Consider the following 21601-nt stretch of genomic DNA (forward strand, 5'->3'; position numbering starts at 1 on the left):
TTAGTGTTCCACGTGGAACTATTGCTTAGCGCTTACCGACAAACAGCTCATTGCCGACAATGCGCTTCACCACGGCACGCTCACCCACCGCGATAACTTCATCGTCATGAGTGCGACACATCCACTCGCTTGAGCCAAGCTGTGGTATGTTGAAGCGAATCCTGCCACGAGTGCCGTCTGTAGGCTCAATGATGATGCCAATCTCACCAATGATGGTTGCGCCGCCAAGCCCTGCCTTGGTGCGATTCTTGATGCGTGGCTGAATAAATTTAAACCACAGGGCACAAAATAGCACCGACAACACCAACCACAGCAACACCGATACCGTTACAGACAGACCTAATAGCCAAGACAGCAGCGCCACAATAATCGCCGCCGCCCCAAACCACAACATAAAGAAAGTCGGCACAAACATCTCAGCGATCGCCAAGATCACGCCAAATACCAACCAATACCAAGGTTCTATCGTCATCATAAATCCCTAAAATTCATTATATTGCGGTGGCTGATGCTCAATTACAACACGCCCAATACCCAAACAGGGAGCGTCACCACATCAAGCACAAAAGGCAATAGTACCAATTTCTCAGCGCCTGTACAACCACCATTCGTGGTTATTTGGGTATTCGTATAAATCGACACGCTATAAGGACGAGTCAGCGGACGCAACTGCGAGCGCACCAGATCGAAGTTGCTGACCTGCGGATATACCGCGCCTTTTAATGGTACATCAAAGCAAAAACGCTGTGCGTTCATGCGAGTATCGCTCTCGCTTTTGCATTCTTTTGCACCATTTTGGATGAAGAACTGCATGTCGCTGCGCTTAAACTCGTCTTGTAGGCGCGCATAGGATAACTTCATCGTGCCCGCGGATTTACCGTTTTTATTACCAGAATAAAATTCCAATGCATTATCAACGGTGATGTTCTTAGGCTCTAGCTTGGTAAGCAGATTGACAAGCTTCGTGCCGCCTTCAGTTAGGACGTAGCTTTATTTTTCACCAGCGATAACCACCTGCTCGATGCTACGCCTGACTTAGCTGCAGGGCTACCGAACGCCACAACGCGATCATCGATCAGTGTCGTTGTTTTGTTTTGGGCCTAGGTGGTGCGTGTATCATTAAGCAAAGATGACGTCGCACAACCAGACAACAAAACTGCTCGAAGCGCACAAGTTAAGGCAACACGTTTCAAAACACCCCTAAAATGGATATAAAATACCATAATGGATTTGCCAGTTCTTAGCAAGACACTTGATTGTATTTTAAATTTGGGTTTACGAGTGTATTATTATTGTAAAGGTACGTTGAAATGATGCGGGTGTTTTGGGGTGATGTCTTGAAAGTAGGCATAAATTTTCGGCAAGTCTTGCTCAATATCGCCCGTCGGGTAGAACGGCGGCAAAAATTGCAGCGTCTTCATGCGATAATCAAGCGCCGCAGGAATGATTGGCACGCCTGCGCCCACCGCCAGATAATAAAATCCCGTTTTCCATTTATCCGTGCGCGTTCGGGTTCCTTCTGGTGCCAGCCCTAGAAATAGCGGCTCTTTGGTGGCGAAGCGTTCAATATTCGCTTGAAGCACCGAACCTTTCTTGCCTCTATCGATGGGCATGACCCCTACCCACGTCAGGAACTGCGATAGGATTGGCACGCCGAACAGCTCTTTTTTTGCCAATATCTTAATATCCACACCAAGTTCGACCAGTAGCGGCAGCGCGTACACGCCATCTAAGTTGGAGGTGTGCGGCGCACCGATTACCACAGCCTGATCGATGTTCGGTATCTGCCCCACGGTTCGCCAACCCGTGAGCCGATTAAATAAGCGTGCTATCTTTAGGGTAATTCTACCACACCTTTTGGGTACACGATCGCCAAGATCGACATGAGATAACGGCTGCATCTTACACCGCCAAATTCGCCAAATCACCCTTACTTTCTAGCCACGCCTTGCGGTCGGACGCTCGTTTCTTTGCCAAAAGCATGTCCATAACGCTACTTGTCGAAGTAAAATCATCAATGTCAAGCTGTACCAAACGTCGAGTATCAGGGTTCATGGTCGTCTCACGCAAATGGTCGGGGTTCATCTCGCCCAAGCCCTTAAAGCGGGTGATTTGCGGTTTGCCTTTGGATTTGGTTTTTTTCAAGATGGCGTTTAATTCATCATCGTCCAAGGCATAATGCACGTCCTTGCCAATGTCAATGCGATACAGTGGGGGCATGGCGACAAACAAATGCCCTGCTTCCACAAGCGAACGAAAATGCTTGACAAACAACGCACAAATTAGCGTGGCAATGTGCAAACCGTCCGAGTCTGCGTCCGCTAGGATACAGATTTTGTCATAGCGTAATTCGGATAAGTCATCAGACGCTGGGTCTACCCCTATGGCAATGGCAATGTCGTGTATCTCTTGGCTGGATAATACGGTGTCGTGTGAAACCTCCCATGTGTTTAGGATTTTGCCACGCAGGGGCAGTATCGCCTGAAAATGGCGGTCTCGGGCTTGTTTGGCAGACCCGCCTGCACTGTCGCCCTCCACCAAAAACAGCTCCGCTCCGTCCTTAAATTCGCCCTTACAATCGGCTAGTTTCCCCGGTAAGGCAGGGCCTTGGGTGATTTTTTTGCGGGCGACTTTTTGGGCGGATTTGAGCCGTTTACCAGCTTTACTAATGGCAAGCTCGGCAATGGCTTTGGCGGTGTCGGGGTGGGCGTTTAGCCACAGACTAAATGCGTCTTTGGCAAGGGTCTGCACGAGTGGGGACGCTTCACGACTTGATAGGCGTTCTTTGGTTTGACCGCTAAACTGCGGCTCGGCAAATTTTAAGGACAAAATATAATTGACCCCGTCCCACACGTCATCGGCAGTTAGGCGGACGTTTCTGGGCAAAAGACTATGAATTTCACAAAACTCACGCAAGGCGTCCGTAATGCCTGTGCGTAGCCCATTGACGTGCGTACCGCCTTGTGCGGTAGGGATAAGGTTTACATAGCTTTCCGTGATGGGCGTGCCTGATTCGGGTAGCCACGCTATGGCAAAAGTCGCCCCACCACGTTCGCCCCCTGTTGGTTCTTGGCTAAAATAAAATGGCTTATCAGGGATAATGGCAAGCTCGCCAAGCTGCTCGGTCAAATACTGCACCACGCCGTCTGTGTATTGCCAGCTTTCGCTGTCGGACGGTTCGGGCTCACTCACGAAGTCAATTTTTAACCCTGCTGATAGCACGGCCTTGGCTTTTAGGTTGTGTTTTAAAGATTTAATTGAGAATTTGGGATTGTCAAAATACTGCTCATCTACCCAAAATCGCACCTGTGTGCCACGTTTTTTCTTACTAGGGGACGGCTCATGGATTAGGGGTGTTGTCGGTACGCCATTCTCAAAACTCATCTGATACTGCGTGCCGTCTCGCCAAACGATGACTTCCACACGCTTGGATAAAGCATTAACCACGCTGATACCCACACCATGCAGACCGCCACTAATGGCATAATTGTCCGTGCTAAACTTGCCCCCTGCGTGCAGGCGTGTCAAGATGAGCTCCACGCCCGACTGATTAAATTCAGGGTGAATGTCGGTAGGCATACCCCGTCCGTCATCAAGTACCGACAGCGAGCCGTCAGCGTGCAGGGTAACAGTGATGTGCTTGGCGTGTCCTGCCAACGCTTCGTCCACCGAGTTGTCAATGACTTCTGCCGCAAGGTGGTTGGGGCGTGTGGTGTCAGTGTACATACCAGGGCGACGGCGGACGGGTTCTAGCCCTTCTAGGACTTCTAGGTTTTGGGTGGTGTATTTGGTCATTGTGCTTTTATGAATCGATAAAATTAAAGTATTGTAACCGATTTTGGCGGTGTTGGGAATGTTGGACTTCTACACAAAGTAACAAAACTTACCCATCAAAACTCGATGTTATTATTCTTTTTGAAAAGGGGCAAATTTATTATAATGGCTTTTTTATCAATCATCTAGTCCCATGCCTCACCGCCTGCGCAAAAACGCCCCTGTCCAAGCCTTGCCCGTCAAGGTGCAAGCCTTTAGTTTTATGCTGATCCGTGCTTTTGTTGTGGCTGATTTTGATTGTCTTTACGCTGTTTATGGGGGCGACAAGCATTTGGCTGCTTCTTACCCTGTAGGCGCAAGCCCTTTGGCGATGTGGGGACAAAGGCATTTATGGTGTTTTGGGCGTGTTTGGCGATGAGTCTGATGGGATTTTTTATCACACGGGCGGTGTTTAGACGGCGGACTGATTTGGCGGTGTATTTGAGGTGTTTTGGGCTGGGGCTTATTTGTTTTTTGCGATGCCTGCCAAAAACGACCGCATTTGGCACGATGAAGTCGTCAAAATTATCCAGTTTGAACGACAAGGCGATGTCATTACTTTGCACAATGTACGCAATTTTCACTGGTACGACACCGACAAATACGACATTCATTGGGAAACTTGTGAATATCACCCAAGCGAGCTTGACAGTTTTGATGTCATCATCTCTGAGTGTGGACTTAAAAAAGTCGTGCATACAATGGCAAGTTTTGGCTTTAAAGATGGGAGCAAACTTAGCTTTTCCATTGAAATTCGCAAAGAGTCGCACGAGAGTTTTTCGTCAATTTGAGCTGGGGCTAGTGGCGGGCGATGAAAAGGATTTGATTTATACCCGTATCAATGTGCGGGGCGAAGATGTTTATATTTATCCTGTTAATTTATCAAAACAAAGCATTCAAAAGCTGTTTTTATTATACCTAGAAAAAGGCAAAGAATTAAACCATGGAGCAAAATGGTACAATACCTTAACCAGCAATTGCACCACGCTCATTTTTTGATATGATGGCACAGATTGAACCAATTCCCATTGATTATCGGGCGTTATTAGCAGGCTTGTTGCCCGAATATTTGCTTGATGAACAGGTAATTGGCACTCGTTATACGGCTGATGAATGGCAGGCGATGGCACACGCCAGTCCTTATGTGGCGTATTTGACCAAAACCGACATGGATAGCGATGAGTTTTCAAGATTGATAAGACAGGGATTGCCCACGCAACCTAAATGACAAAAACCGCCATATATGAGATGTGGCGGTTTTTTTGGTGGAATTACAAATCCCCCACCCGACTCGGCTGATTTTCAAGCACATTAGTCTTGAGTTTTTGCATGAGCGGGCTTTGGTGGAAGTCATGAACTGCTTGCTTGTTGGCGTCGCTCAGCGTCTCAAAAATATGGGGCAATCGCACACCAATCCAAATGAGTGCTGACATCAGCACCCTGTCTCCCCAAGCGGTGCTGTCAGCCGACAAGGTAGGCAGGTTTGGCAAAGTGGTCTGTAACAGCGGTGGATCGTGCCACAAAGGGGTGCAACTTTTGTCCTTTTGGGGTAAATCTTTCGGTAGAAAACGCACGCACGCCCTGTGCCAAAATCTCAAAGGCCTTGGCGATGTTTGGCAAATCGGTGGTGGTGTTGGCATAGACCTGTGGGGCGATGGCTTGAATGATGAGCGGTGTCTCGGTGATGACTTCGCCCGTATCAAGCAGGAGGGCTGGCACTTGACTGAACGAATTAACGGCGGTCAGCTCGGCAGAATTTTCCTAAGGTAGGATAAATTTTAATGACAAATCCACTTGCTCAAGCTTAGCAATCATGAGCAAAATGCGGGTATAAGGCGAAGTGGTGCTGAGATATAAGTGTGCATAACATACTCCTAGTATTGGCAAAAACCCAACTTCACGCTGGGTTTTTGGTGTGCGATGTTTGATTGTGGCACTTGTTTGGGTCATTACCAATCAAAACTTCATCTCCACCGCCACCTTGTAGTTGCGACCTGTCGCCCCATAGCGAGCGCGGCTTGTGCCTGTATCTTGGTTGACGGCATTGATGGATGACTGACGAACGCTCTCCCACGTGCTGTATTTATAATCCATGATATTATAAACCCCTGCTCGTACGGTGATGTTTTTGTGGGGCATAAAATACCCTGTCAAATCATGTGTGTACCAGTTTTTGGAGCTTTTAGAATCTATTGCCACTGCAATGTCTTTGCCATAATATGTGCTACCTGTCAGCTCATCGGGATTTTTGGCTTTGGAATAAGTCAAACTGTGGTTAAAGCCCCACTTGCCACTGGGAGCATCATAACCAATCCCTGCCACCACACGAGCAGGCTGAATGGCATCTAAAATGGGGTCGGTGGTTAGCGTAAAGCCGTCATAGACGTGGCGGTCTTTGACTTTGACTTCGTTATAAGCGATGTTTGAATACAGACCGTCTGGCAGTTTGTTATAAACCCCATACCAGTCGATTTTGCCAAGTACGTTCACGCCATTTAGGGTGATGTCTTGCATGTTATAAAAATCGCTGTGCGTATGGATGCCTTTGACATCGGCTTTGGCAATCAAATCCTTATAACGGTTTTGAAAGTAACTGACTTCAAGCACGCCAAACTGACCTTGCACGCCCACCCCAAATTCTTGGTTGGTGGATTTTTCGGGGCGTGGGGCGGTGCGATTGGCAAAAGTGTCATTAGACAATGCACCGCTTGACCCTGTACGTACGCCATACATTTCATAAAACGCTGGTACTCTAAAACCGTTTGAGTAGCGATAAGACAACGCCAAATAGTCAGTCGGACGTACAGTGAGACCTGCGTTATATGACCAGTTTTTATAATCATCCACCGCCGTCCAGTCGTCATCGGTGTCAAAGCGATGATTGTCATAACGCACACCCAAGCCCAAATCAACTTTATCGCCAAAATAAATATGGTCTTTTAGGGCGATAAAGGCGTGTTTGCCTGTGATGTTGCGTGGTTGGCAACTGTTGTTGTCGGTACGGCTGTCATCGCACGCTGTGCCGTGTTGCATGGTTACTGGCACACGCTCATAGATGTGTGGTTTATCATAAGAGCCATTATGCCCTTGTGTATAAACGTGGTTGTAACCTCCTGAGGCATACGAAAATGCCAATGCCCCTCGTTCGAGGTTGGATTTGACGTTACCAAATCCAACGAGTGTATTAAGACGGTGCTGGGCTTTGGCGGTGCTGATGACTTTATCAAAGCTAAGCTGTCCAAGCGTCAAACGCTCTTTATAGTGGTTGTTTTCCGTACCTGACCACGACCATGGTTTATCGATACTGGCTTGGCAACGACCCATGTTGGGATAATCTTGGCAACGCATGCGGTGCATTTGGCTATCCAAACCAAGCGATTGGTGGTCTAGGCTGACTTTGGCTTTATCAATCCAACCATTGCGATTGAGGTTTTTATATTGATAAAACAAGCCCACTCGGTCTTTTTTGTGTAATTCATCAAAAAAGCGGATATTGCTATATCTTGCTCCCCAGTTACCATTCAAGCCACCATTAAACACCAGACCACTCAAAGGGCTGCCCATCACATCAGCAATGCCTGCGTTGCCTACCGCAAGCCCTGTTTCGGCATTGATACTGCCTTGGGTGAGAGATTGTTTGCCAATACTGTCTTTGGTGTAGTAAGCAGGCAGGGTCATGTCTTGGATGTTGTACCGCTGTTTGGTGTGTTCAAGCACCGCCCCAATGCGATGACGGTCGCTTAGGTCATAGCCTGCTTTATAAAAGATGGATTGGCTTTTATAATCCATTGGGTTGGCGTGGATACGGTCAACCCCTGTATAATCTTTGGTGCTAATGGTGTGGGTTTGGTATGCCATTGCTTGTGTTTGAGCTTTTTCGTCAGCGGTTAGGGCGGGTGAGGTACGTGTGATAATCCGCTCACGATTGATGTTGGCTCGTGGCAAAGCGGGACAATCTAGGGTGGGGCAGTCATCTTTGATGAGATAGTAGGTATAGCCACGCTCATCGGGCTGACCTGTGAGTGCATAACGGTCAAAATATCCTGTGAGTGGCTGATAACTGTACTGATAACTCTCGAGGGCTTTGTGGCCTTTAGTTTCTTGTCCTTCTTTGTGGGTGTAGATGAGTAGGTTGTCAAAACTACCTGTCTTAAATGCCCCTGCTAAGGACTGCATCCATTGGTTGTTTTTGCTACTGTATGCTGTTTTGCTGTCAAAGCCCCACTGCTTTCCATCTTTGATGATGTCGCTACTGTCCTTACTGACAAAACCGACCGCACCACCCAACGCTCCAGAGCCGTACTCTGCCGAACTTGCTCCTTTGCTAAGCTCAATGCTTTTGATGTTTTCGTATTCGATTTCGTTGATGGCACCACCGTTTGCCTCAGTTTTTAGGGCGAGGTAGGATTGGGCTTGGTTTAAGCCATCCACCATGATGGCAACACGGTTTTTGTCCACGCCACGCATGGCGTAGCCTGAGGTTGCTCCTCGTCCTTGTTCTACCACGCTGATACCGGGGTCGTAGCGTGTCAAATCACGAATGTCCAGCACCAACTCCTTATCGATGTCATTGGGGCGTTTAACGACTTTACCCAGCCCTGTAATTTCGTTGCTTTTGCGGGTGGCTTGGGGCTTGATGGTGATTGTCATGCCTTCAAGTTCTACCTGTGGCTCAGTGGTGTTGGCAAAGGTCGGCATGCCAAACAACACCATGCCGATGGCAACACACAACAAAGTGGGTTTATTGTGTTGAGTGAATGAGTTTTTGACTAAACGGCTCATGCGATGTCCCTGTGATGTTTTGACAAAAATCAAGAATGCTCAAAAGAACATTCTTGGTTGATAAATTAAAAAAGCAAATAAAATCAGACAAACCGACAAAGGTTGATGATTAAGGCGTGTTGGTTTGGCGTTTGCCACCAAAGACCACCCCGATTTTGTCCTCACCTACCTTGTCATGATGAATGACACCACCAAGCTCTGAGGCGTTTACTCCATAAAAACCACCATGAAAATCAGCATTGATGTGGGCGATGGCACTGGCACCTGTGCTGTTTGGGTCAAGATTAAAACCATTTACTCCCGTTTTGGCGGTACCACTAAAACCATTGCCTGTGATTGTGCCATTGAGGGTTAGCACAGGATTATCCTCCAAGCCGTTATCGGCGATGAGTTTGCCAATCAGGCTTTTTAAACCAAAATCCACATCAAAGCGACTTCTTGTACCTGTGGTGAGGTCGCTTGCGGAGCTTGTCCAGCGTCTACCATCTTTACTGTCGATATAGCCTTCCCACGTGCCACGATAGTGAGCGGTGCCTGAGGTGGGAATAGCGGATGTGTCTGTTCTTTCGCCCACCAAAAACAATTTGCCATCACTTAATACGGGCGTATCTGCTGTACCACCCACCGTGCCATAACCGCCAAATTTGACATAGTCTAAGTTGTTGCAACAGACAGTAACAGATAACTTTTTATCGCCGTGTGCCACTTGATGAGTGTCAATGAACTTCATGTCAGCAAAGCTACTTACACCCTCTGGTAAAAGCGACACACGTTTACCATCAATCACCAGATGGCTGGCTTGTCCAAAGGTGTCCATGTTGGTTTTGGTGAGTGTTTTGCTGTCGATGGCGGTGGCATCAAATTGAGTTTGTACTTTATCAACCACACCACGTTTGCCTGCAAACACTCCAAACAGCGAGCCGTCTTCGGCTAGGAATTTACCGCCCAGCTCCTCAGCATTGCTACCAAAAAATCCGCCTTCTAGCGCCCCGTTTTGACCAAAAATAGCATGTTCCTTATTCATGGCATTAGCAGTCCCAACAAAACGGTTACCCTTTAAGGTCGCCTCAACACTGTAGCGGTCAGTGATGGTCTGTTCGGCATTTTCGTTGGTAGCACCGTGATTTTGAGTAAACTTACCTGTCATTTTCTTGTCGGCAAAATTCACCTCAAAGGTGCTTTTTAACCCCGTAGGCTTATCATTGTCATGCCCACGATTCACATCAGCATCTAAACTAGTCGCCCCAACGGTATTGCCTTTGGCACCATAGTTCATCAAATCATTGGTAAAGCCTTCGGGTAAATCTCGTCTGGTGCTGATGGCATTACTCACAAAATCCCAAGTACCTTGATAGGTTGCATTTGTGGTGGGTAATGCGGTGGCAGGATTGACCCCTTGATAAAAGACATGACCGTATTGTCCTGCGGGGTTTTGGCGAAATGCGCCACCCGTTCTGTCAAATTCGATGCCTTTTTCAGCGATGACATAGCCCGACCGCACAAACTGCAAATCTCGGATGGCGTCTTTGGATTTGACATCGTGCGAGTAGCTTAAGCTGTCCTCAACATACTTAGGATGTTCTACCAGTGTCTCACTGAACACTTTGGGTAAATCCTCAAGTTTGTGATTGGTGGGCTTGACCTTGTCGGGCGTGATATTAACGGTTAGCTCCTCAGGTGGTGTGTCTCTCATGGCAAATACACGGCGAGGAACTTCCACCGCATAGCCTAAAGCAGGCTCTTGAGTGTCCACATCAAGCGTGCGTCTGGTGTTTTGTTCATCTTGGTAGGTGGGTGTTTTTGGCGTGGTGGTGGGGGTGAGGGCAGAGTTTTGGCTTGCTCCTTGCGTGTTTAAGCTATTAACATTATCAAGCTCAAACCCGCCCTTGCCACTGGCACAAGCATTGAGTAAAATCGCGCCTACTAAAACGCTAAGTGTTGTTTTAAGATGTACTCTCATCATTATCACCATTTTCGTTTACAATATTAAATAAAAATTAATGCTATTTGCAAATTATTGTTATTGTAAACAATTTTAACGCTTATGTCAATATTTGTAACAAGGTGGTGAAAAGTTTGGGAAAGTCTGAGCAGGATTGAGGGGTGTATTATACCAACCGAACTTCAAAATTTTTATGGTTTCCGTTCGTGGTGAGCTTGTCGAACCCTAACGGAAACTCACCCTTAGATAAGCTTAGGGCGAACGGTTTTTGTATCAGAAGTATGGTTCGGTTAGTATAAATACAAAATCCCCCAACCATACAATCAGGAGATTTTGCAAACAGGGTTTAATTAGGATAGGGCTTGCACCCAAGCTACCACCTGCCCGACTTGGTCATCATAGTCGCTGATGCGGTGGTCGCCCCCGTCTTGGGCAAGGACATCTGCCCCTGCCTGTTCATAAAAGGCACGGCTGGCGTGAGCGTCTAACAGCTCATCGCCCATTTTTAATAGCACTTTGATTTTATCAGCGTTTTTGACGGTCAAACGGTGCTTTTCAAACCACGCCAAATTCCCATAGCAAATTTGCCAGCCGCCTGTCGTGGTGTAGATGACGGCATCATCTACGAGCGTTTGTCCGTCAAAATTATCACTTAAAAAGCGTCTGAACGACACATCGGGGCGAATGCTTGGGTTTAACAGCACACAAGGCGTGCCTGTCATGTCGGACAACAGCGTGGCAAAATAACCGCCCAGCGATGAGCCAACCAGCACGGTATTGGGGTTTTCTTTGATTAAATTTAAGAGCTTAGCCACTACTTCATCAGGCGGACAGTTCAAATCAGGGCGCAGCGTGTCTATCCCGAGCGCTTTGGCATGATTGGCGGTGATGACGGCTTTGTTGGCGTTAGGGTCAGCATCTAGTCCGTGCAGGTAAATGATGGTCATGGAATTTCCTATATTTGTACAGACAAAGTATTGATTAATCAACAAAAAATCGTTATAGTAATATTTTTGTCACGGTTTTTTATGTCGCAATTTGAATTGTTCGACATCGACAGCCCATGCATTGGTGTCTGCCAGATGAACAAGAAGGGCTACTGCATCGGCTGTCTGCGCAATCGCACAGAGCGACAGACGTGGCACACCCTTGGGGACGATGACAAGCACCGAATCCTAAACCGAATCATCAGACGACAACGCAAGCTCATGGATGCGCGCCGCCAAAGACAGCAAGCAGAGCTGGACTTTTTTGGCGTGCGAGAACAGCTTAGCCTAGACGGCTCTTAATCGCGCGTCTTCACATCGATAAGCTCAATCTCAAAGGTTAGATCCGAATTCGGTGGAATCTTCCCCACCGAACGCTCGCCATAGCCAAGGTGCGCGGGTACGACAAGCTGTCTTTTACCACCGACTTTCATTGTATCGAATGCTGGCAGCTCAAGCTCAATACCCCACTTTTGGACAAGCTTTACCCCGATCTCACTGCCCAATACGCCCAGATCCCACCCCTTAATCACGCGCCCCGTACCGATGACGCACTCAAATGGCTGTCCTCGACTGTGCGATGAATCAAACACCGTGCCATCCGCCAGATAGCCCGTATAGTGAGCGGTGATTAATGCGCCACGTTCAGCGGCTTTGCCCGTTCCTACAATGAGGTCTTGTGTTTTAAAATCAGTCATGTTGTCCTTGGTGCTATTGCATCTTTTGTTGTAAGTTATGTTTAACGTTTGGCCATTCATCCGCCATGATGCTGCACATCACCGTATCGCAAATGATGCCGTCTTGGGTAGTGCGTTTATTGCGGATGACGCCATCTTTTTTGGCATCCAGTCGCTCAATCGCCGCCTGTGAACGTGTGTTTAAACTACTGGTTCTAAGCGCAACCGTCTGATAGGGCAACACCTCAAAGGCATACCTCATCAGCAGAAATTTACAGGCATTGTTCACGTGCGTGCGCCAATAACTCTTGGCATACCAAGTATAGCCAATATCAAGGCGCAAACAATGCGACAAGATATCATGATAACTCGTACTGCCAACGCACGCCCTGTGGTCTCATCGATGACCGCAAAGGCAACCCTATCCGTCATCGCATGAGCCGTAGCGATGTATTCATGAACTTTATCAGGGCTTGGTGTGATGGTGTAGAGCAGCTCCCACAGATTGCCATCTTGGCACGCCTGCACCAAATCAGCCTAATGACGAAGGTCCAATAACTCTAGTCGCACGCCATCATGCGATAGCATCGTCAGACGGTAACTGCAAAATTTCAAGAGACGATGTCCTTGATAAGCTCAAATCGTGGCACATCTTGACCATCGACATTCACCATCTCGTGGAACATGTCGGCAGGTCGCACCCACACGCCATAATCGCCATACAAGGCGCGATAAACCACAAGGCACTCTTCGGTCTCGCTATGCTTTGCGGTGTGTAGAACTTGGTACAGATTGCCCTTATAATGACGATAGATGCCTGGCTGAACCTTATTCATCACGCACCCGCACCTTCGCCACTGACTGCACGCCTTGGGCATCTGTTAGTAGATAGACTTCACAGTTTTTTGGGCGGATAGCAAGCTCATACGCACGAAAAGCAGGCATGTCCATCATGCGCGCACCATCGCCATGAATGATCTGCCACATCAACATGTCAATCCACATGCCATGGGTAAATACAACGTAGTTACCATCTGGCAGCTCATCGAACATCTGGCGTACCGTACGCACTCGCTCCACGAACCGCTCATAGGTATCTTCTGCCGTGCCGTCCTGATAAGTGGTATCGCCCTGCTGCCAAAAATTATCCGCCGTAGCGATCAAGTCCTCAAATGATAGATCCTTAATACGATTAAAGTCCAGATAATCAAACTCATGCAGCGCCTCGATTACCTTTGCTGTACTGCCAAGCTGTGCCAAAAACGGCGCGGCAGTCTGTGCCGTACGCACATAGTGGGACGTGAACACGCCATCGATCGGCTGCTGGATGTTAATGCTTAGCCATTCGGAGAGCTCTTTGGCCTCCATCCGACCGACATCGGTCAGATTAATCACAGGGTTTGGGCGAATGGCAAGGCGGGCGTTGGATTCACTCTGAGCGTGGCGGATAAGGTAAAATTTTTTCATGATTATTGGTATTCTTTGGTGATTGGGTTAAATAGCAGCTCTTGGCTAAAGTCGACATAATTGACCTGCTCGACGCTCTAAATGACGGCTTTTCAATTGCAACCAGATAACGCTTTTGCCCATCTTGATTTTTATATTCGATGACAGGGTGCATCAGTGCAACGACACTCTTGCCAATTTTTAGAAGTTTCATCCAGCGCAACATTTGGAAATTGGCTTAACTCATCATCAGCAATGTGCGCGTTGCCCAGCATTTTTCCTGCGTATAGCGCACGCATGATGCTTTTAAAGCTCAAATCTCGCACTTTGGTTTGTTGCATTTGGCTTGATGAGAAACTTTGAGTATGTGCATCATTCACCGCCATACCCATTGTAGACGTGATCGCCAGAGTCATCGCCAACAGTATTTTTTTGCATGACCTAATTCTCTATTCAATAAAAAACAACCAAGATGACAGAGTCACCTTGGCTAGGTTCATTATGCAACGCTTACTCTGGCATACGCCTTTTTCCCTGCCTGTATCACAACCGTCTGCCCTGCACCAAGGGCAAAACTTGCGTCCACGACTTGCCCGTCCACTTTGACCGCCCCACGAGACAGCATATCTTTGGCTTGGGCGGAATTTTTGGCAAGGCTGGCTTGATTTAGCACTTGGGTGATAAACAGCTTGTCCGCACCATCAAGAGACAGCGACACTTCGGGCAAATCAATGGGCAACTCCCCTTCCGCCAAGCGGTTGCCTGCCGAGCGGTGCGCGTTGTCGGCAGACTCTTTGTCATGAAAACGCTCAATCAGCTCATGCGCTAGGATTTTCTTTAATTCTTGGGGGTTGCGACCATTTGCCATTTCATCAAGCAAAGCATTCACTTCACTCATCGGCTTAAAGCTCAAAAGCTCAAAATAGCGAGCGATGAGCGTGTCGGGCATGGATAGGATTTTTTGGTACATCACGCCCGCAGGTTCGTCAATGCCAATGTAATTGCCAAGCGATTTACTCATTTTTTGTACACCGTCCAAGCCCTCCAAAAGGGGCATGGTGATACAAACTTGGGGTTCTTTGCCGTAGCGACCTTGTAGGGTACGCCCCATAAGCACGTTAAAGGTCTGGTCAGTACCGCCAATCTCCACATCAGCTTCCATAGCAATGCTGTCATAGCCTTGCACGAGTGGGTACAAAAATTCGTGAATGGCGATTGGGGTTTGGCTGTTGTAGCGTTTTGAAAAATCATCACGTTCAAGCATACGAGACACGGTAAGCTGGCTGGCTAGGGCAATCATGTCCCCTGCACTCATCTTGGAGAACCAATCAGAGTTAAACATAATGGTCGTTTTGTCTTTATCTAGGATTTTAAAGACTTGCTTGGCGTAAGTTTCGGCATTTGCCTTGACCTGCTCTTCTGATAGCGGTGGGCGAGTGGCGTTTTTGCCTGTTGGGTCGCCAATGCGGGCGGTATAATCGCCGATGAGGAACAACACTTCATGCCCCAATTCTTGAAAGGCACGCAGTTTGTTAAGAACAACCGTATGCCCAAAATGCAAATCAGGGGCGGTGGGGTCCATGCCAAGTTTGATACGCAAAGGGCGACCTTTGGCGAGCTTTTTTAACAAATCTTCTTCGGAATAAATCTCAACCACGCCACGTTTTAGCAGTTCAAGTTGTTCGGCAGGAGGCAAAAAATTTGACATGGGACACCTTAAAAAATTTCAAAATACACAAAATTGACCTAGTATAGCAGAATTTTTGGGATGAAAAAACGCCAAGCATTGGATTTTCTTTGCCATTATTCGCCCATAGGCTTATAATAGGCAAAACACCGCCAGACAAGTTATGGTATGGTTGGCTATGCAAAATTAGCACATTAAAATACATCGATACGCCTTATAATAAGCAAAAATTAGGCAAGTACGGGGATTAATTATGAAAACACAGCAATTTCGCCTGCCTGAATGGTTCGGCTCCGAGTTGGTTGCAGGCATGAAGCGCGGCATTGAAAAAGAAGGCTTGCGCATGCGCGCTGATGGCTATGCCGCCAAGACGCCGCACCCTGCCGATCTGGGTTCGAAGCTAACCCATCCCTACATCACAACTGACTATTCTGAGAATTTACTTGAGCTCATCACCGAGCCTTTTTCATCAATCAAAGAAGCCTTGGACATGCTAAGAGAGCTACATGTGCTCGTGCACCGCTCACTAGGCGATGAATTGATGTGGCCGCTGTCCATGCCTTGCATGACCGCCGACAATGATGAAGACATTCCACTGGCCGATTACGGCACATCCAATATCGGCAAACTAAAAACTCTGTACCGCTCTGGGCTTGGGGTGCGTTATGGTCGCAAGATGCAAACCATCGCAGGGCTACACTACAACCTATCCATCGGCGATGACTTGTTTGACAGATGGTTCAAGCATTCAGGTGGAGACGACTTTACCGCCTTTAAAAACGACAAATATCTTGCCTTAATCCGTAACTTCAAGCGCCTAACCCCGCTTGTGCTGTATCTGCTGGGGGCAAGTCCTGCGGTGTGTGCGTCATTCATTAAGGGACGCGAGCACCACCTTGTGCCGCTGTCAGATGACAGCTACACCTACTATCAGCCACACGGGACAAGCCTTCGCATGGGTAAGCTTGGCTATACTAACAGCGTCCAAGAAGACCTAAACATCGAATACAACGATCTAAACGAGTACATCAAAGGTCTGCGTGCGGCGATCGGTACACCATTTAAAGACTTTAGCGACATCGGCGTGGATGACAAGGACGGCAATCCCATCCAGATTAACGACCACATCCTCCAAATCGAGAACGAATTCTACAGTCCGATTCGCCCAAAACAAATCACCAAATCAGGCGAAACACCAACCGCTGCCTTGGCTGATCGCGGTATCGCTTATGTTGAATTCCGTGCCATCGACTTAGACCCTTATAGTGACATCGGCATTCGCGTACAGACAGCGTGTTTCCTAGAAGTATTGGCGGTGTACTGCCTACTGCTTAACTCGCCTGCCCTATATAAAGATGAAGAAAAACGCCTACAAGCCAACATCGACACTGTGGTAAACCATGGTCGCAATACAGATCTTGTCATTAACACCGAGATCGGCGACATGTATCTGCACGACTGGATCGTCAAGCACCTAACCAACATGCAGATCATCGCTGATGCCTTCGATGACCATCACGGTGGTAATGCCTATCGCGAAGCCTTGGCGATGATGCAAGGCAAGGCGACCAACCCAGAGTTTACACTCTCCGCCCAAATCGAGACCGACAGTCGTAGACTTGGTAGCACATGGGCATTGGGCAAGCTACTTGCTAAGAAACACCAAAACGACCTTCTTAATCATGCGCTAAGCCAAGAGAACGAAGCGCATTTTGCCAAAGTCGCCAAAGACTCCATCCAAGAGCAAGCCGACATTGAACAGGCGGATACGCTGTCATTCTATGACTATATCCAAAGCTATCGCCAGTAATTCATCATTTTTGAGGGTTTTATGACTTATCGTCAAATCAACGCCTTCTTGGTATTCATCTGTGTGGTAGGCAGTGTATTTGCCATCGGCTACCTTCAAAACACTCTTGGGCTTGACCCGTGCCCTTTGTGTATTTTTCAGCGGATTGGGCTGTGGGTGATGGGCTTATTTGCATTCTTGGGGCTGATTTTTAACCCCAAAGGCAAAGGATCTCGCCTAACATTATGGCTAGGCTCACTGCTGGGTACGCTGTGGGGCGCAGGTGTCGCTGCTCGTCATGTGTGGCTGCAGCATCTGCCTGCCGATGAAGTGCCTGCCTGCGGACCGGGACTGAACTACTGGGTGGAGACGCTGCCTGTAATGCAGGTCTTTGAACAGGTGTTAAAAGGCTCAGGCGAATGCGCACTCATTGATTGGACATTCCTAGGTCTATCCATTCCCATGCAGACACTGGTTCTGTTTGTTGTTATTTTGGTGATTTTATTGGTGCAACTCACCAAGATTCTTAAACATCGCCCTTGACCCATTTATTACAAAAAGGTTATTTCATGCACGTTCATATTTTAGGTATTTGTGGTACTTTCATGGGTTCGCTTGCCCTATTGGCGCGCGATCTGGGCCACACCGTAACAGGATCGGACACTGCCATCTACCCGCCGATGAGCACTCAGCTGCATAACGCTGGTGTTGAGATCTTAGAAGGTTATAAAGCTGAACACCTACAACCTGCGCCAGATCTTGTCATCGTGGGCAATGCCTGCAAGCGCGGCATGGAAGCGGTCGAATACATGCTAAACGAACGCCTACCCTACACGTCAGGACCGCAGTTCTTAGCCGAGCACGTCCTACAACATCGTCATGTCTTGGCGGTGGCGGGCACGCACGGCAAAACCACGACCACAACCATGCTGTCATGGATTCTGCAATATGCTGGCATTGATACGGGATTTTTGATCGGTGGTGTGCCACAAGTTAGCAGTGATGATGTGCGCTTGCAAGATGCCTTTAAGCACAGCTCGCACCTGGGTAAAGATTATTTTGTCATCGAAGCGGACGAGTATGACTCGGCATTTTTTGATAAGCGTTCTAAGTTCGTGCATTATCGCCCGACGACCGCCATCTTAAATAACCTAGAATATGATCACGCTGACATCTTCCCAGATCTAAAGGCAATCCAAACCCAATTTCACCACATGATTCGCATGATTCCTGCCAAGGGTCAGATTATCATGCCTGCCAACACCCAAAGTCTAGAAGATACTTTAAAGATGGGCGCATGGACGCCTGTGGTGCGCACCTCTCTAGGCGATGATGGCGATCACAAGGCACAGCTATTAAAAGAAGACGGCTCATCATTCAATGTGACCATCGCAGGCGACAGCGCCCAAGTAAATTGGGGCATGAGCGGTCTGCATAACGTCAATAATGCACTGGTTGCCATTAGTGCCGCTCATCATGTGGGCGTAAGCGTGGCGAATGCGTGTGAAGCGTTGTCGAACTTTGGCGGCATCAAAAGACGTATGGAGCTGATCGGCGATGTTGGTGATATTCTGGTATTCGATGACTTTGCACACCATCCTACTGCCATCACCACCACACTAGACGGCGCCAAAAAAATGCTGCAAAGTCGTAGAATTTGGGCGGTCATCGAGCCACGCTCCAACACCATGAAGCTGGGCAGTCACCGCGACCATCTTGCGCCATCAGCGTCGATCGCTGACTTTGCGCTGTGGTATGAGCCTACCAATTTGGCATGGGGCTTGGCTTGCGCCATTGGCAACGCACCAAACCAACAAGTGTTGACCAGCACAGATGACATCATCGCCTACCTAAAGGCAAACGCCAAAGCAGGCGATGCCATCATCATCATGTCAAATGGCGGCTTTGAGAGCATTCACACCCGTCTATTGGACGCATTGTCTAAGTGATGTCTAGGACATAAAAAAACCTCGATGAATTTCGAGGTTTTTTTATTGATTGCATTATTTAAGCTTAAAGCTCGCGACCTTCAAACTTAGCAAAGGCTGCTCGCTCACTGTCCGTCCACGCTTGCTTTGCGCCATGTTCATCAGCGCGCACCATCACCGCCTCGGCTGTCGCTACGATGGTGTCTTGGGCGGTGCTATAATAAGCATGTTCGAACACCACGCTTGTCGTGCCCAAGTTCTTAATGCGCACACCGACCAGCAATGTGTCTGGATAAGTGACGGGGCATTTGTACTGACAGCTGCTCGCCGCCAAGATGGTCGAGATATCAGTACGCGTCTTTACCAGCCCGGACGCACGCAAATAGCTGATGCGCGCTGACTCAGCATAACGGTAGAATACCACGTTATTTAGGTGATGAAAGCCATCCATCTCGCCCCACGCCACAGGCTGAACATGGACGCTAGGATACTCCGCCAACACATCAGGGCGATCGTTGCCCACCAATATCGGCTCATACACGCCAGTCACACTAAGCATTAGGCATCCGCCTTTGGTTTATAGCCTGCGGGGCGTTCGTAATCGCCATTATCTAGAAATAACTCACGCTGTTCAGCGATGAATTTTTTGGCTTCTTTATCCACCATACTCAGGTGCTTTTCGTTGATGAGCATGGTTTGTAGTTCTAGCCACTCGCCCCATGCCTTAGCAGAGACGGTGTCTTGAATCTCCTGCCCTTTGGCATTAGGAAAAGGTGGATTGGGTAGTTTGGGTAATTCTTGTTTGTATTTACGGCACATCACAAGATTGGCTTTAGGGTTAAAGATTTCCATGGTGCTTCCAAATGATAAAAAGGTATTATAACAAATGTGGGGATGGATTTGGTGTTATCAATGATGAGTTTTTTAGTTTATAAAGATTTAGATGCGATGGCAAGAGCTACCGTAATTAACACGGTAAAAACTTAGTGTCAAAATCTAGCCATCCTGCACATCTACCACCAATAATCTATCAGACATTTCGCCCAAACAAAAACCCAACGCTTAACACATTGGGTTTTATCAATCACTTTTTAATCAGCCTTTAACCCGACCACGCCCGCGCTCAATCGCTTTTACCACCTGCTCTGGGGCAGTACCCCCGATATGATTACGAGCATTTAGCGAGCCTTCTAGGGTTAGGCAGTCAAAGACATCATCGCCGATGAGCGGACTAAACGCCTTTAACTCATCAAGGCTAAGCTCACTCAAATCCACGCCTTTTGATACACCAAGTGCCACCGCACTCCCAACCACTTCATGAGCATCACGAAACGGCAAGCCCTTTTTGACGAGATAATCCGCCAAATCAGTCGCTGTGGCATAACCTTTCATTGTGGCGGTACGCATATTTTGGGCATTTGGCGTGATGTTTGGGAGCATATCAGCAAAGGCGATGAGCGAGCCTGTCAGCGTATCCACGCAGTCAAACAAGGGCTCTTTGTCTTCTTGGTTGTCCTTATTGTACGCTAAGGGCTGATTTTTCATAAGTGTGAGCAGGGTTGTGAGCTGTCCGAACACACGAGCGGTCTTACCACGCACAAGCTCTGGCACGTCAGGATTTTTCTTTTGGGGCATGATGGACGACCCTGTACAAAAGCGGTCAGGGATATGGATAAAACCAAACTGTGCCGACATCCACAAAATCAGCTCTTCACTCATGCGAGATAGGTGCATCATCAAAATGCTGGCGTTGGCGGTAAATTCAATGGCAAAATCACGGTCAGACACCGCATCGAGCGAGTTCTCACAAATGCCGTCAAAACCAAGCAGGCGAGCGGTGATTGTGCGGTCAATAGGGTAAGTCGTCCCTGCCAAGGCTGCCGAGCCTAGTGGCATTTGATTAATGCGAGTGTGAGTCTGGGCAAAACGCTCGCTATCACGGCAAAGCATCTCAAACCACGCCATAACATGATGAGAAAAACTCACAGGCTGGGCGGTCTGCAAATGCGTAAAGCCGGGCATGATGGTCGTGGTGTGTTTGCTTGCCAAATCAAGTAGACCGTTTTGTAATTTGCCAATTAAGGCGATGATTTTGTCGGTCTCATCTCTTAGGTACAGGCGAATGTCGGTTGCCACTTGGTCGTTACGGCTACGCCCTGTGTGCAGTTTTTTGCCGACATCGCCAATCAAGGCGGTCAAGCGACTCTCAATGTTCATATGAACGTCTTCTAGCTCCACACGCCATTCAAATTCGCCACGCTCAATCTCGCCTTTGATTTGGGTCAGTCCGTCCACGATTTGACGGCTTTCATCGGCGGTGATGATACCGCACTGCCCAAGCATGGTGGCGTGGGCGATAGAGCCTTGTATGTCTTGATTTGCCATGCGTTTGTCAAAATTGACAGAGGCGGTAAATTCGGCAACAAAACGGTCGGTGGCTTCGCTAAAACGTCCGCCCCACATTTGGGCGGTGGCTTGATCATTGTGTGTATTATTGGTCATCATAACACCTATATTCAGTCTAAAATCTCATGAATTATAACACAGCCCA

General features: G+C 48.1%; 27 protein-coding genes. 6 read left to right on the top strand and 21 right to left on the bottom strand.

Annotated features, from left to right (window positions below; all coding sequences use genetic code 11):
- Positions 1-25: 25 nt before the first annotated feature.
- From AAX10_RS09530 to AAX10_RS09550, 5 genes are all read right to left on the bottom strand, one after another.
- Positions 26-472 (bottom strand): NfeD family protein, encoded by a 447-nt coding sequence (locus AAX10_RS09530; RefSeq protein WP_036366930.1) that lies wholly within the window; start codon positions 470-472, stop codon positions 26-28.
- Between the two features lie 44 nt (positions 473-516).
- Positions 517-861, bottom strand: a complete 345-nt coding sequence (locus AAX10_RS09535; protein ID WP_149038889.1) for a hypothetical protein — start codon at positions 859-861, stop codon at positions 517-519.
- A gap of 428 nt (positions 862-1289) precedes the next feature.
- A complete protein-coding gene (locus AAX10_RS09540) occupies positions 1290-1901 on the bottom strand; it encodes a lysophospholipid acyltransferase family protein (RefSeq protein ID WP_046700478.1) in 612 nt (203 codons plus the stop codon).
- A gap of 1 nt (position 1902) precedes the next feature.
- A complete protein-coding gene (gene parE / locus AAX10_RS09545) occupies positions 1903-3795 on the bottom strand; it encodes a DNA topoisomerase IV subunit B (protein ID WP_046700479.1) in 1893 nt (630 codons plus the stop codon).
- A gap of 239 nt (positions 3796-4034) precedes the next feature.
- A complete protein-coding gene (locus AAX10_RS09550; protein ID WP_226997858.1) occupies positions 4035-4511 on the bottom strand; it encodes a hypothetical protein in 477 nt (158 codons plus the stop codon).
- 13 nt (positions 4512-4524) lie between these two features.
- Between AAX10_RS09550 and AAX10_RS09560 the strand changes: the two genes are divergently transcribed.
- Positions 4525-4812: a lipoprotein N-acyltransferase Lnb domain-containing protein gene (locus AAX10_RS09560; RefSeq protein ID WP_149038892.1), complete on the top strand. Its 288-nt coding sequence runs from the start codon at positions 4525-4527 to the stop codon at positions 4810-4812.
- A gap of 4 nt (positions 4813-4816) precedes the next feature.
- The gene (locus AAX10_RS09565; RefSeq protein WP_149038893.1) at positions 4817-5041 is read left to right on the top strand and encodes a hypothetical protein; all 225 of its coding nucleotides are present in this window, start codon (positions 4817-4819) and stop codon (positions 5039-5041) included.
- A 43-nt stretch (positions 5042-5084) separates the two neighbouring features.
- On the opposite strand, the gene AAX10_RS09570 is transcribed toward AAX10_RS09565, so the two are convergent.
- From AAX10_RS09570 to AAX10_RS09595, 6 genes are all read right to left on the bottom strand, one after another.
- Positions 5085-5303: a hypothetical protein gene (locus AAX10_RS09570; protein ID WP_149038894.1), complete on the bottom strand. Its 219-nt coding sequence runs from the start codon at positions 5301-5303 to the stop codon at positions 5085-5087.
- On the bottom strand, positions 5275-5532 hold the full coding sequence (locus AAX10_RS09575; protein ID WP_046700480.1) for a thioredoxin domain-containing protein: 258 nt from the start codon (positions 5530-5532) through the stop codon (positions 5275-5277). The genes AAX10_RS09570 and AAX10_RS09575 overlap by 29 nt, the downstream gene beginning before the upstream one ends.
- A gap of 42 nt (positions 5533-5574) precedes the next feature.
- Positions 5575-5763 (bottom strand): hypothetical protein, encoded by a 189-nt coding sequence (locus tag AAX10_RS09580; protein ID WP_046700481.1) that lies wholly within the window; start codon positions 5761-5763, stop codon positions 5575-5577.
- A 6-nt stretch (positions 5764-5769) separates the two neighbouring features.
- Positions 5770-8595, bottom strand: coding sequence for a lactoferrin/transferrin family TonB-dependent receptor (locus AAX10_RS09585; protein ID WP_080947165.1), 2826 nt, complete (start codon positions 8593-8595; stop codon positions 5770-5772).
- Between the two features lie 109 nt (positions 8596-8704).
- Complete coding sequence (locus AAX10_RS09590; protein ID WP_046700482.1) at positions 8705-10555, bottom strand: transferrin-binding protein-like solute binding protein; 1851 nt, start codon at positions 10553-10555, stop codon at positions 8705-8707.
- 332 nt (positions 10556-10887) lie between these two features.
- Positions 10888-11484 (bottom strand): YqiA/YcfP family alpha/beta fold hydrolase, encoded by a 597-nt coding sequence (locus AAX10_RS09595; protein ID WP_046700483.1) that lies wholly within the window; start codon positions 11482-11484, stop codon positions 10888-10890.
- 81 nt (positions 11485-11565) lie between these two features.
- Here AAX10_RS09595 and AAX10_RS09600 point away from each other — a divergent pair, with 81 nt between their 5' ends.
- Positions 11566-11826, top strand: a complete 261-nt coding sequence (locus AAX10_RS09600) for a DUF1289 domain-containing protein (RefSeq protein ID WP_036366917.1) — start codon at positions 11566-11568, stop codon at positions 11824-11826.
- Here AAX10_RS09600 and AAX10_RS09605 read toward each other — a convergent pair.
- The 7 genes from AAX10_RS09605 to tyrS form a co-directional block, all read right to left on the bottom strand.
- On the bottom strand, positions 11823-12221 hold the full coding sequence (locus tag AAX10_RS09605) for an FKBP-type peptidyl-prolyl cis-trans isomerase (RefSeq protein WP_046700484.1): 399 nt from the start codon (positions 12219-12221) through the stop codon (positions 11823-11825). The genes AAX10_RS09600 and AAX10_RS09605 overlap by 4 nt on opposite strands.
- A gap of 13 nt (positions 12222-12234) precedes the next feature.
- Complete coding sequence (locus AAX10_RS10415; RefSeq protein WP_338043277.1) at positions 12235-12555, bottom strand: GNAT family N-acetyltransferase; 321 nt, start codon at positions 12553-12555, stop codon at positions 12235-12237.
- Positions 12486-12728 (bottom strand): hypothetical protein, encoded by a 243-nt coding sequence (locus tag AAX10_RS10420; protein WP_226997773.1) that lies wholly within the window; start codon positions 12726-12728, stop codon positions 12486-12488. The genes AAX10_RS10415 and AAX10_RS10420 overlap by 70 nt, the downstream gene beginning before the upstream one ends.
- 83 nt (positions 12729-12811) lie before the next feature.
- Positions 12812-13036, bottom strand: coding sequence for a DUF1653 domain-containing protein (locus tag AAX10_RS09615; RefSeq protein ID WP_046698784.1), 225 nt, complete (start codon positions 13034-13036; stop codon positions 12812-12814).
- A complete protein-coding gene (locus AAX10_RS09620; RefSeq protein ID WP_080947167.1) occupies positions 13029-13667 on the bottom strand; it encodes a histidine phosphatase family protein in 639 nt (212 codons plus the stop codon). The genes AAX10_RS09615 and AAX10_RS09620 overlap by 8 nt, the downstream gene beginning before the upstream one ends.
- 131 nt (positions 13668-13798) lie before the next feature.
- Positions 13799-14062, bottom strand: a complete 264-nt coding sequence (locus AAX10_RS09625) for a hypothetical protein (RefSeq protein WP_149038895.1) — start codon at positions 14060-14062, stop codon at positions 13799-13801.
- An 83-nt stretch (positions 14063-14145) separates the two neighbouring features.
- Complete coding sequence (gene tyrS, locus AAX10_RS09630; RefSeq protein ID WP_046700485.1) at positions 14146-15354, bottom strand: tyrosine--tRNA ligase; 1209 nt, start codon at positions 15352-15354, stop codon at positions 14146-14148.
- Positions 15355-15586: 232 nt separating this feature from the next.
- Between tyrS and gshA the strand changes: the two genes are divergently transcribed.
- Genes gshA through mpl form a run of 3 tightly spaced genes read left to right on the top strand, consistent with a single transcriptional unit; the run spans position 15587 to position 19071 of the window.
- Positions 15587-17143: a glutamate--cysteine ligase gene (gene gshA / locus AAX10_RS09635; RefSeq protein WP_046698786.1), complete on the top strand. Its 1557-nt coding sequence runs from the start codon at positions 15587-15589 to the stop codon at positions 17141-17143.
- Between the two features lie 21 nt (positions 17144-17164).
- Positions 17165-17665, top strand: a complete 501-nt coding sequence (locus AAX10_RS09640; RefSeq protein WP_036366902.1) for a disulfide bond formation protein B — start codon at positions 17165-17167, stop codon at positions 17663-17665.
- Between the two features lie 26 nt (positions 17666-17691).
- Positions 17692-19071 carry a UDP-N-acetylmuramate:L-alanyl-gamma-D-glutamyl-meso-diaminopimelate ligase gene (mpl, locus tag AAX10_RS09645; protein ID WP_036366901.1) on the top strand — a complete coding sequence of 460 codons (1380 nt, stop codon included), beginning with the start codon at positions 17692-17694 and terminating at the stop codon, positions 19069-19071.
- Between the two features lie 64 nt (positions 19072-19135).
- Here mpl and AAX10_RS09650 read toward each other — a convergent pair whose 3' ends face one another.
- From AAX10_RS09650 to argH, 3 genes are all read right to left on the bottom strand, one after another.
- A complete protein-coding gene (locus AAX10_RS09650) occupies positions 19136-19609 on the bottom strand; it encodes an acyl-CoA thioesterase (protein WP_046700486.1) in 474 nt (157 codons plus the stop codon).
- Complete coding sequence (locus tag AAX10_RS09655) at positions 19609-19902, bottom strand: oxidative damage protection protein (protein WP_036363899.1); 294 nt, start codon at positions 19900-19902, stop codon at positions 19609-19611. Before AAX10_RS09655 ends, AAX10_RS09650 begins: the two co-directional genes overlap by 1 nt.
- 243 nt (positions 19903-20145) lie before the next feature.
- Complete coding sequence (gene argH / locus AAX10_RS09660; RefSeq protein ID WP_173944416.1) at positions 20146-21513, bottom strand: argininosuccinate lyase; 1368 nt, start codon at positions 21511-21513, stop codon at positions 20146-20148.
- Positions 21514-21601: the final 88 nt, after the last annotated feature.

Source organism: Moraxella bovoculi, from assembly GCF_000988745.2.
In the GTDB taxonomy this organism is placed as follows: domain Bacteria; phylum Pseudomonadota; class Gammaproteobacteria; order Pseudomonadales; family Moraxellaceae; genus Moraxella; species Moraxella bovoculi.

Bases quoted from the DNA above. Each gene is read 5' to 3' on its own strand.
- AAX10_RS09530 (WP_036366930.1), bottom strand. From the start codon at position 472: ATGACGATAGAACCTTGGTATTGGTTGGTATTTGGCGTGATCTTGGCG.
- AAX10_RS09535 (WP_149038889.1), bottom strand. From the start codon at position 861: ATGAAGTTATCCTATGCGCGCCTACAAGACGAGTTTAAGCGCAGCGAC.
- AAX10_RS09540 (WP_046700478.1), bottom strand. From the start codon at position 1,901: ATGCAGCCGTTATCTCATGTCGATCTTGGCGATCGTGTACCCAAAAGG.
- parE (WP_046700479.1), bottom strand. From the start codon at position 3,795: ATGACCAAATACACCACCCAAAACCTAGAAGTCCTAGAAGGGCTAGAA.
- AAX10_RS09550 (WP_226997858.1), bottom strand. From the start codon at position 4,511: ATGCACGACTTTTTTAAGTCCACACTCAGAGATGATGACATCAAAACT.
- AAX10_RS09565 (WP_149038893.1), top strand. From the start codon at position 4,817: ATGGCACAGATTGAACCAATTCCCATTGATTATCGGGCGTTATTAGCA.
- AAX10_RS09580 (WP_046700481.1), bottom strand. From the start codon at position 5,763: ATGACCCAAACAAGTGCCACAATCAAACATCGCACACCAAAAACCCAG.
- AAX10_RS09585 (WP_080947165.1), bottom strand. From the start codon at position 8,595: ATGAGCCGTTTAGTCAAAAACTCATTCACTCAACACAATAAACCCACT.
- AAX10_RS09590 (WP_046700482.1), bottom strand. From the start codon at position 10,555: ATGAGAGTACATCTTAAAACAACACTTAGCGTTTTAGTAGGCGCGATT.
- AAX10_RS09595 (WP_046700483.1), bottom strand. From the start codon at position 11,484: ATGACCATCATTTACCTGCACGGACTAGATGCTGACCCTAACGCCAAC.
- AAX10_RS09600 (WP_036366917.1), top strand. From the start codon at position 11,566: ATGTCGCAATTTGAATTGTTCGACATCGACAGCCCATGCATTGGTGTC.
- AAX10_RS09605 (WP_046700484.1), bottom strand. From the start codon at position 12,221: ATGACTGATTTTAAAACACAAGACCTCATTGTAGGAACGGGCAAAGCC.
- AAX10_RS09615 (WP_046698784.1), bottom strand. From the start codon at position 13,036: ATGAATAAGGTTCAGCCAGGCATCTATCGTCATTATAAGGGCAATCTG.
- AAX10_RS09620 (WP_080947167.1), bottom strand. From the start codon at position 13,667: ATGAAAAAATTTTACCTTATCCGCCACGCTCAGAGTGAATCCAACGCC.
- AAX10_RS09625 (WP_149038895.1), bottom strand. From the start codon at position 14,062: ATGACTCTGGCGATCACGTCTACAATGGGTATGGCGGTGAATGATGCA.
- tyrS (WP_046700485.1), bottom strand. From the start codon at position 15,354: ATGTCAAATTTTTTGCCTCCTGCCGAACAACTTGAACTGCTAAAACGT.
- gshA (WP_046698786.1), top strand. From the start codon at position 15,587: ATGAAAACACAGCAATTTCGCCTGCCTGAATGGTTCGGCTCCGAGTTG.
- AAX10_RS09640 (WP_036366902.1), top strand. From the start codon at position 17,165: ATGACTTATCGTCAAATCAACGCCTTCTTGGTATTCATCTGTGTGGTA.
- mpl (WP_036366901.1), top strand. From the start codon at position 17,692: ATGCACGTTCATATTTTAGGTATTTGTGGTACTTTCATGGGTTCGCTT.
- AAX10_RS09650 (WP_046700486.1), bottom strand. From the start codon at position 19,609: ATGCTTAGTGTGACTGGCGTGTATGAGCCGATATTGGTGGGCAACGAT.
- AAX10_RS09655 (WP_036363899.1), bottom strand. From the start codon at position 19,902: ATGGAAATCTTTAACCCTAAAGCCAATCTTGTGATGTGCCGTAAATAC.
- argH (WP_173944416.1), bottom strand. From the start codon at position 21,513: ATGTGGGGCGGACGTTTTAGCGAAGCCACCGACCGTTTTGTTGCCGAA.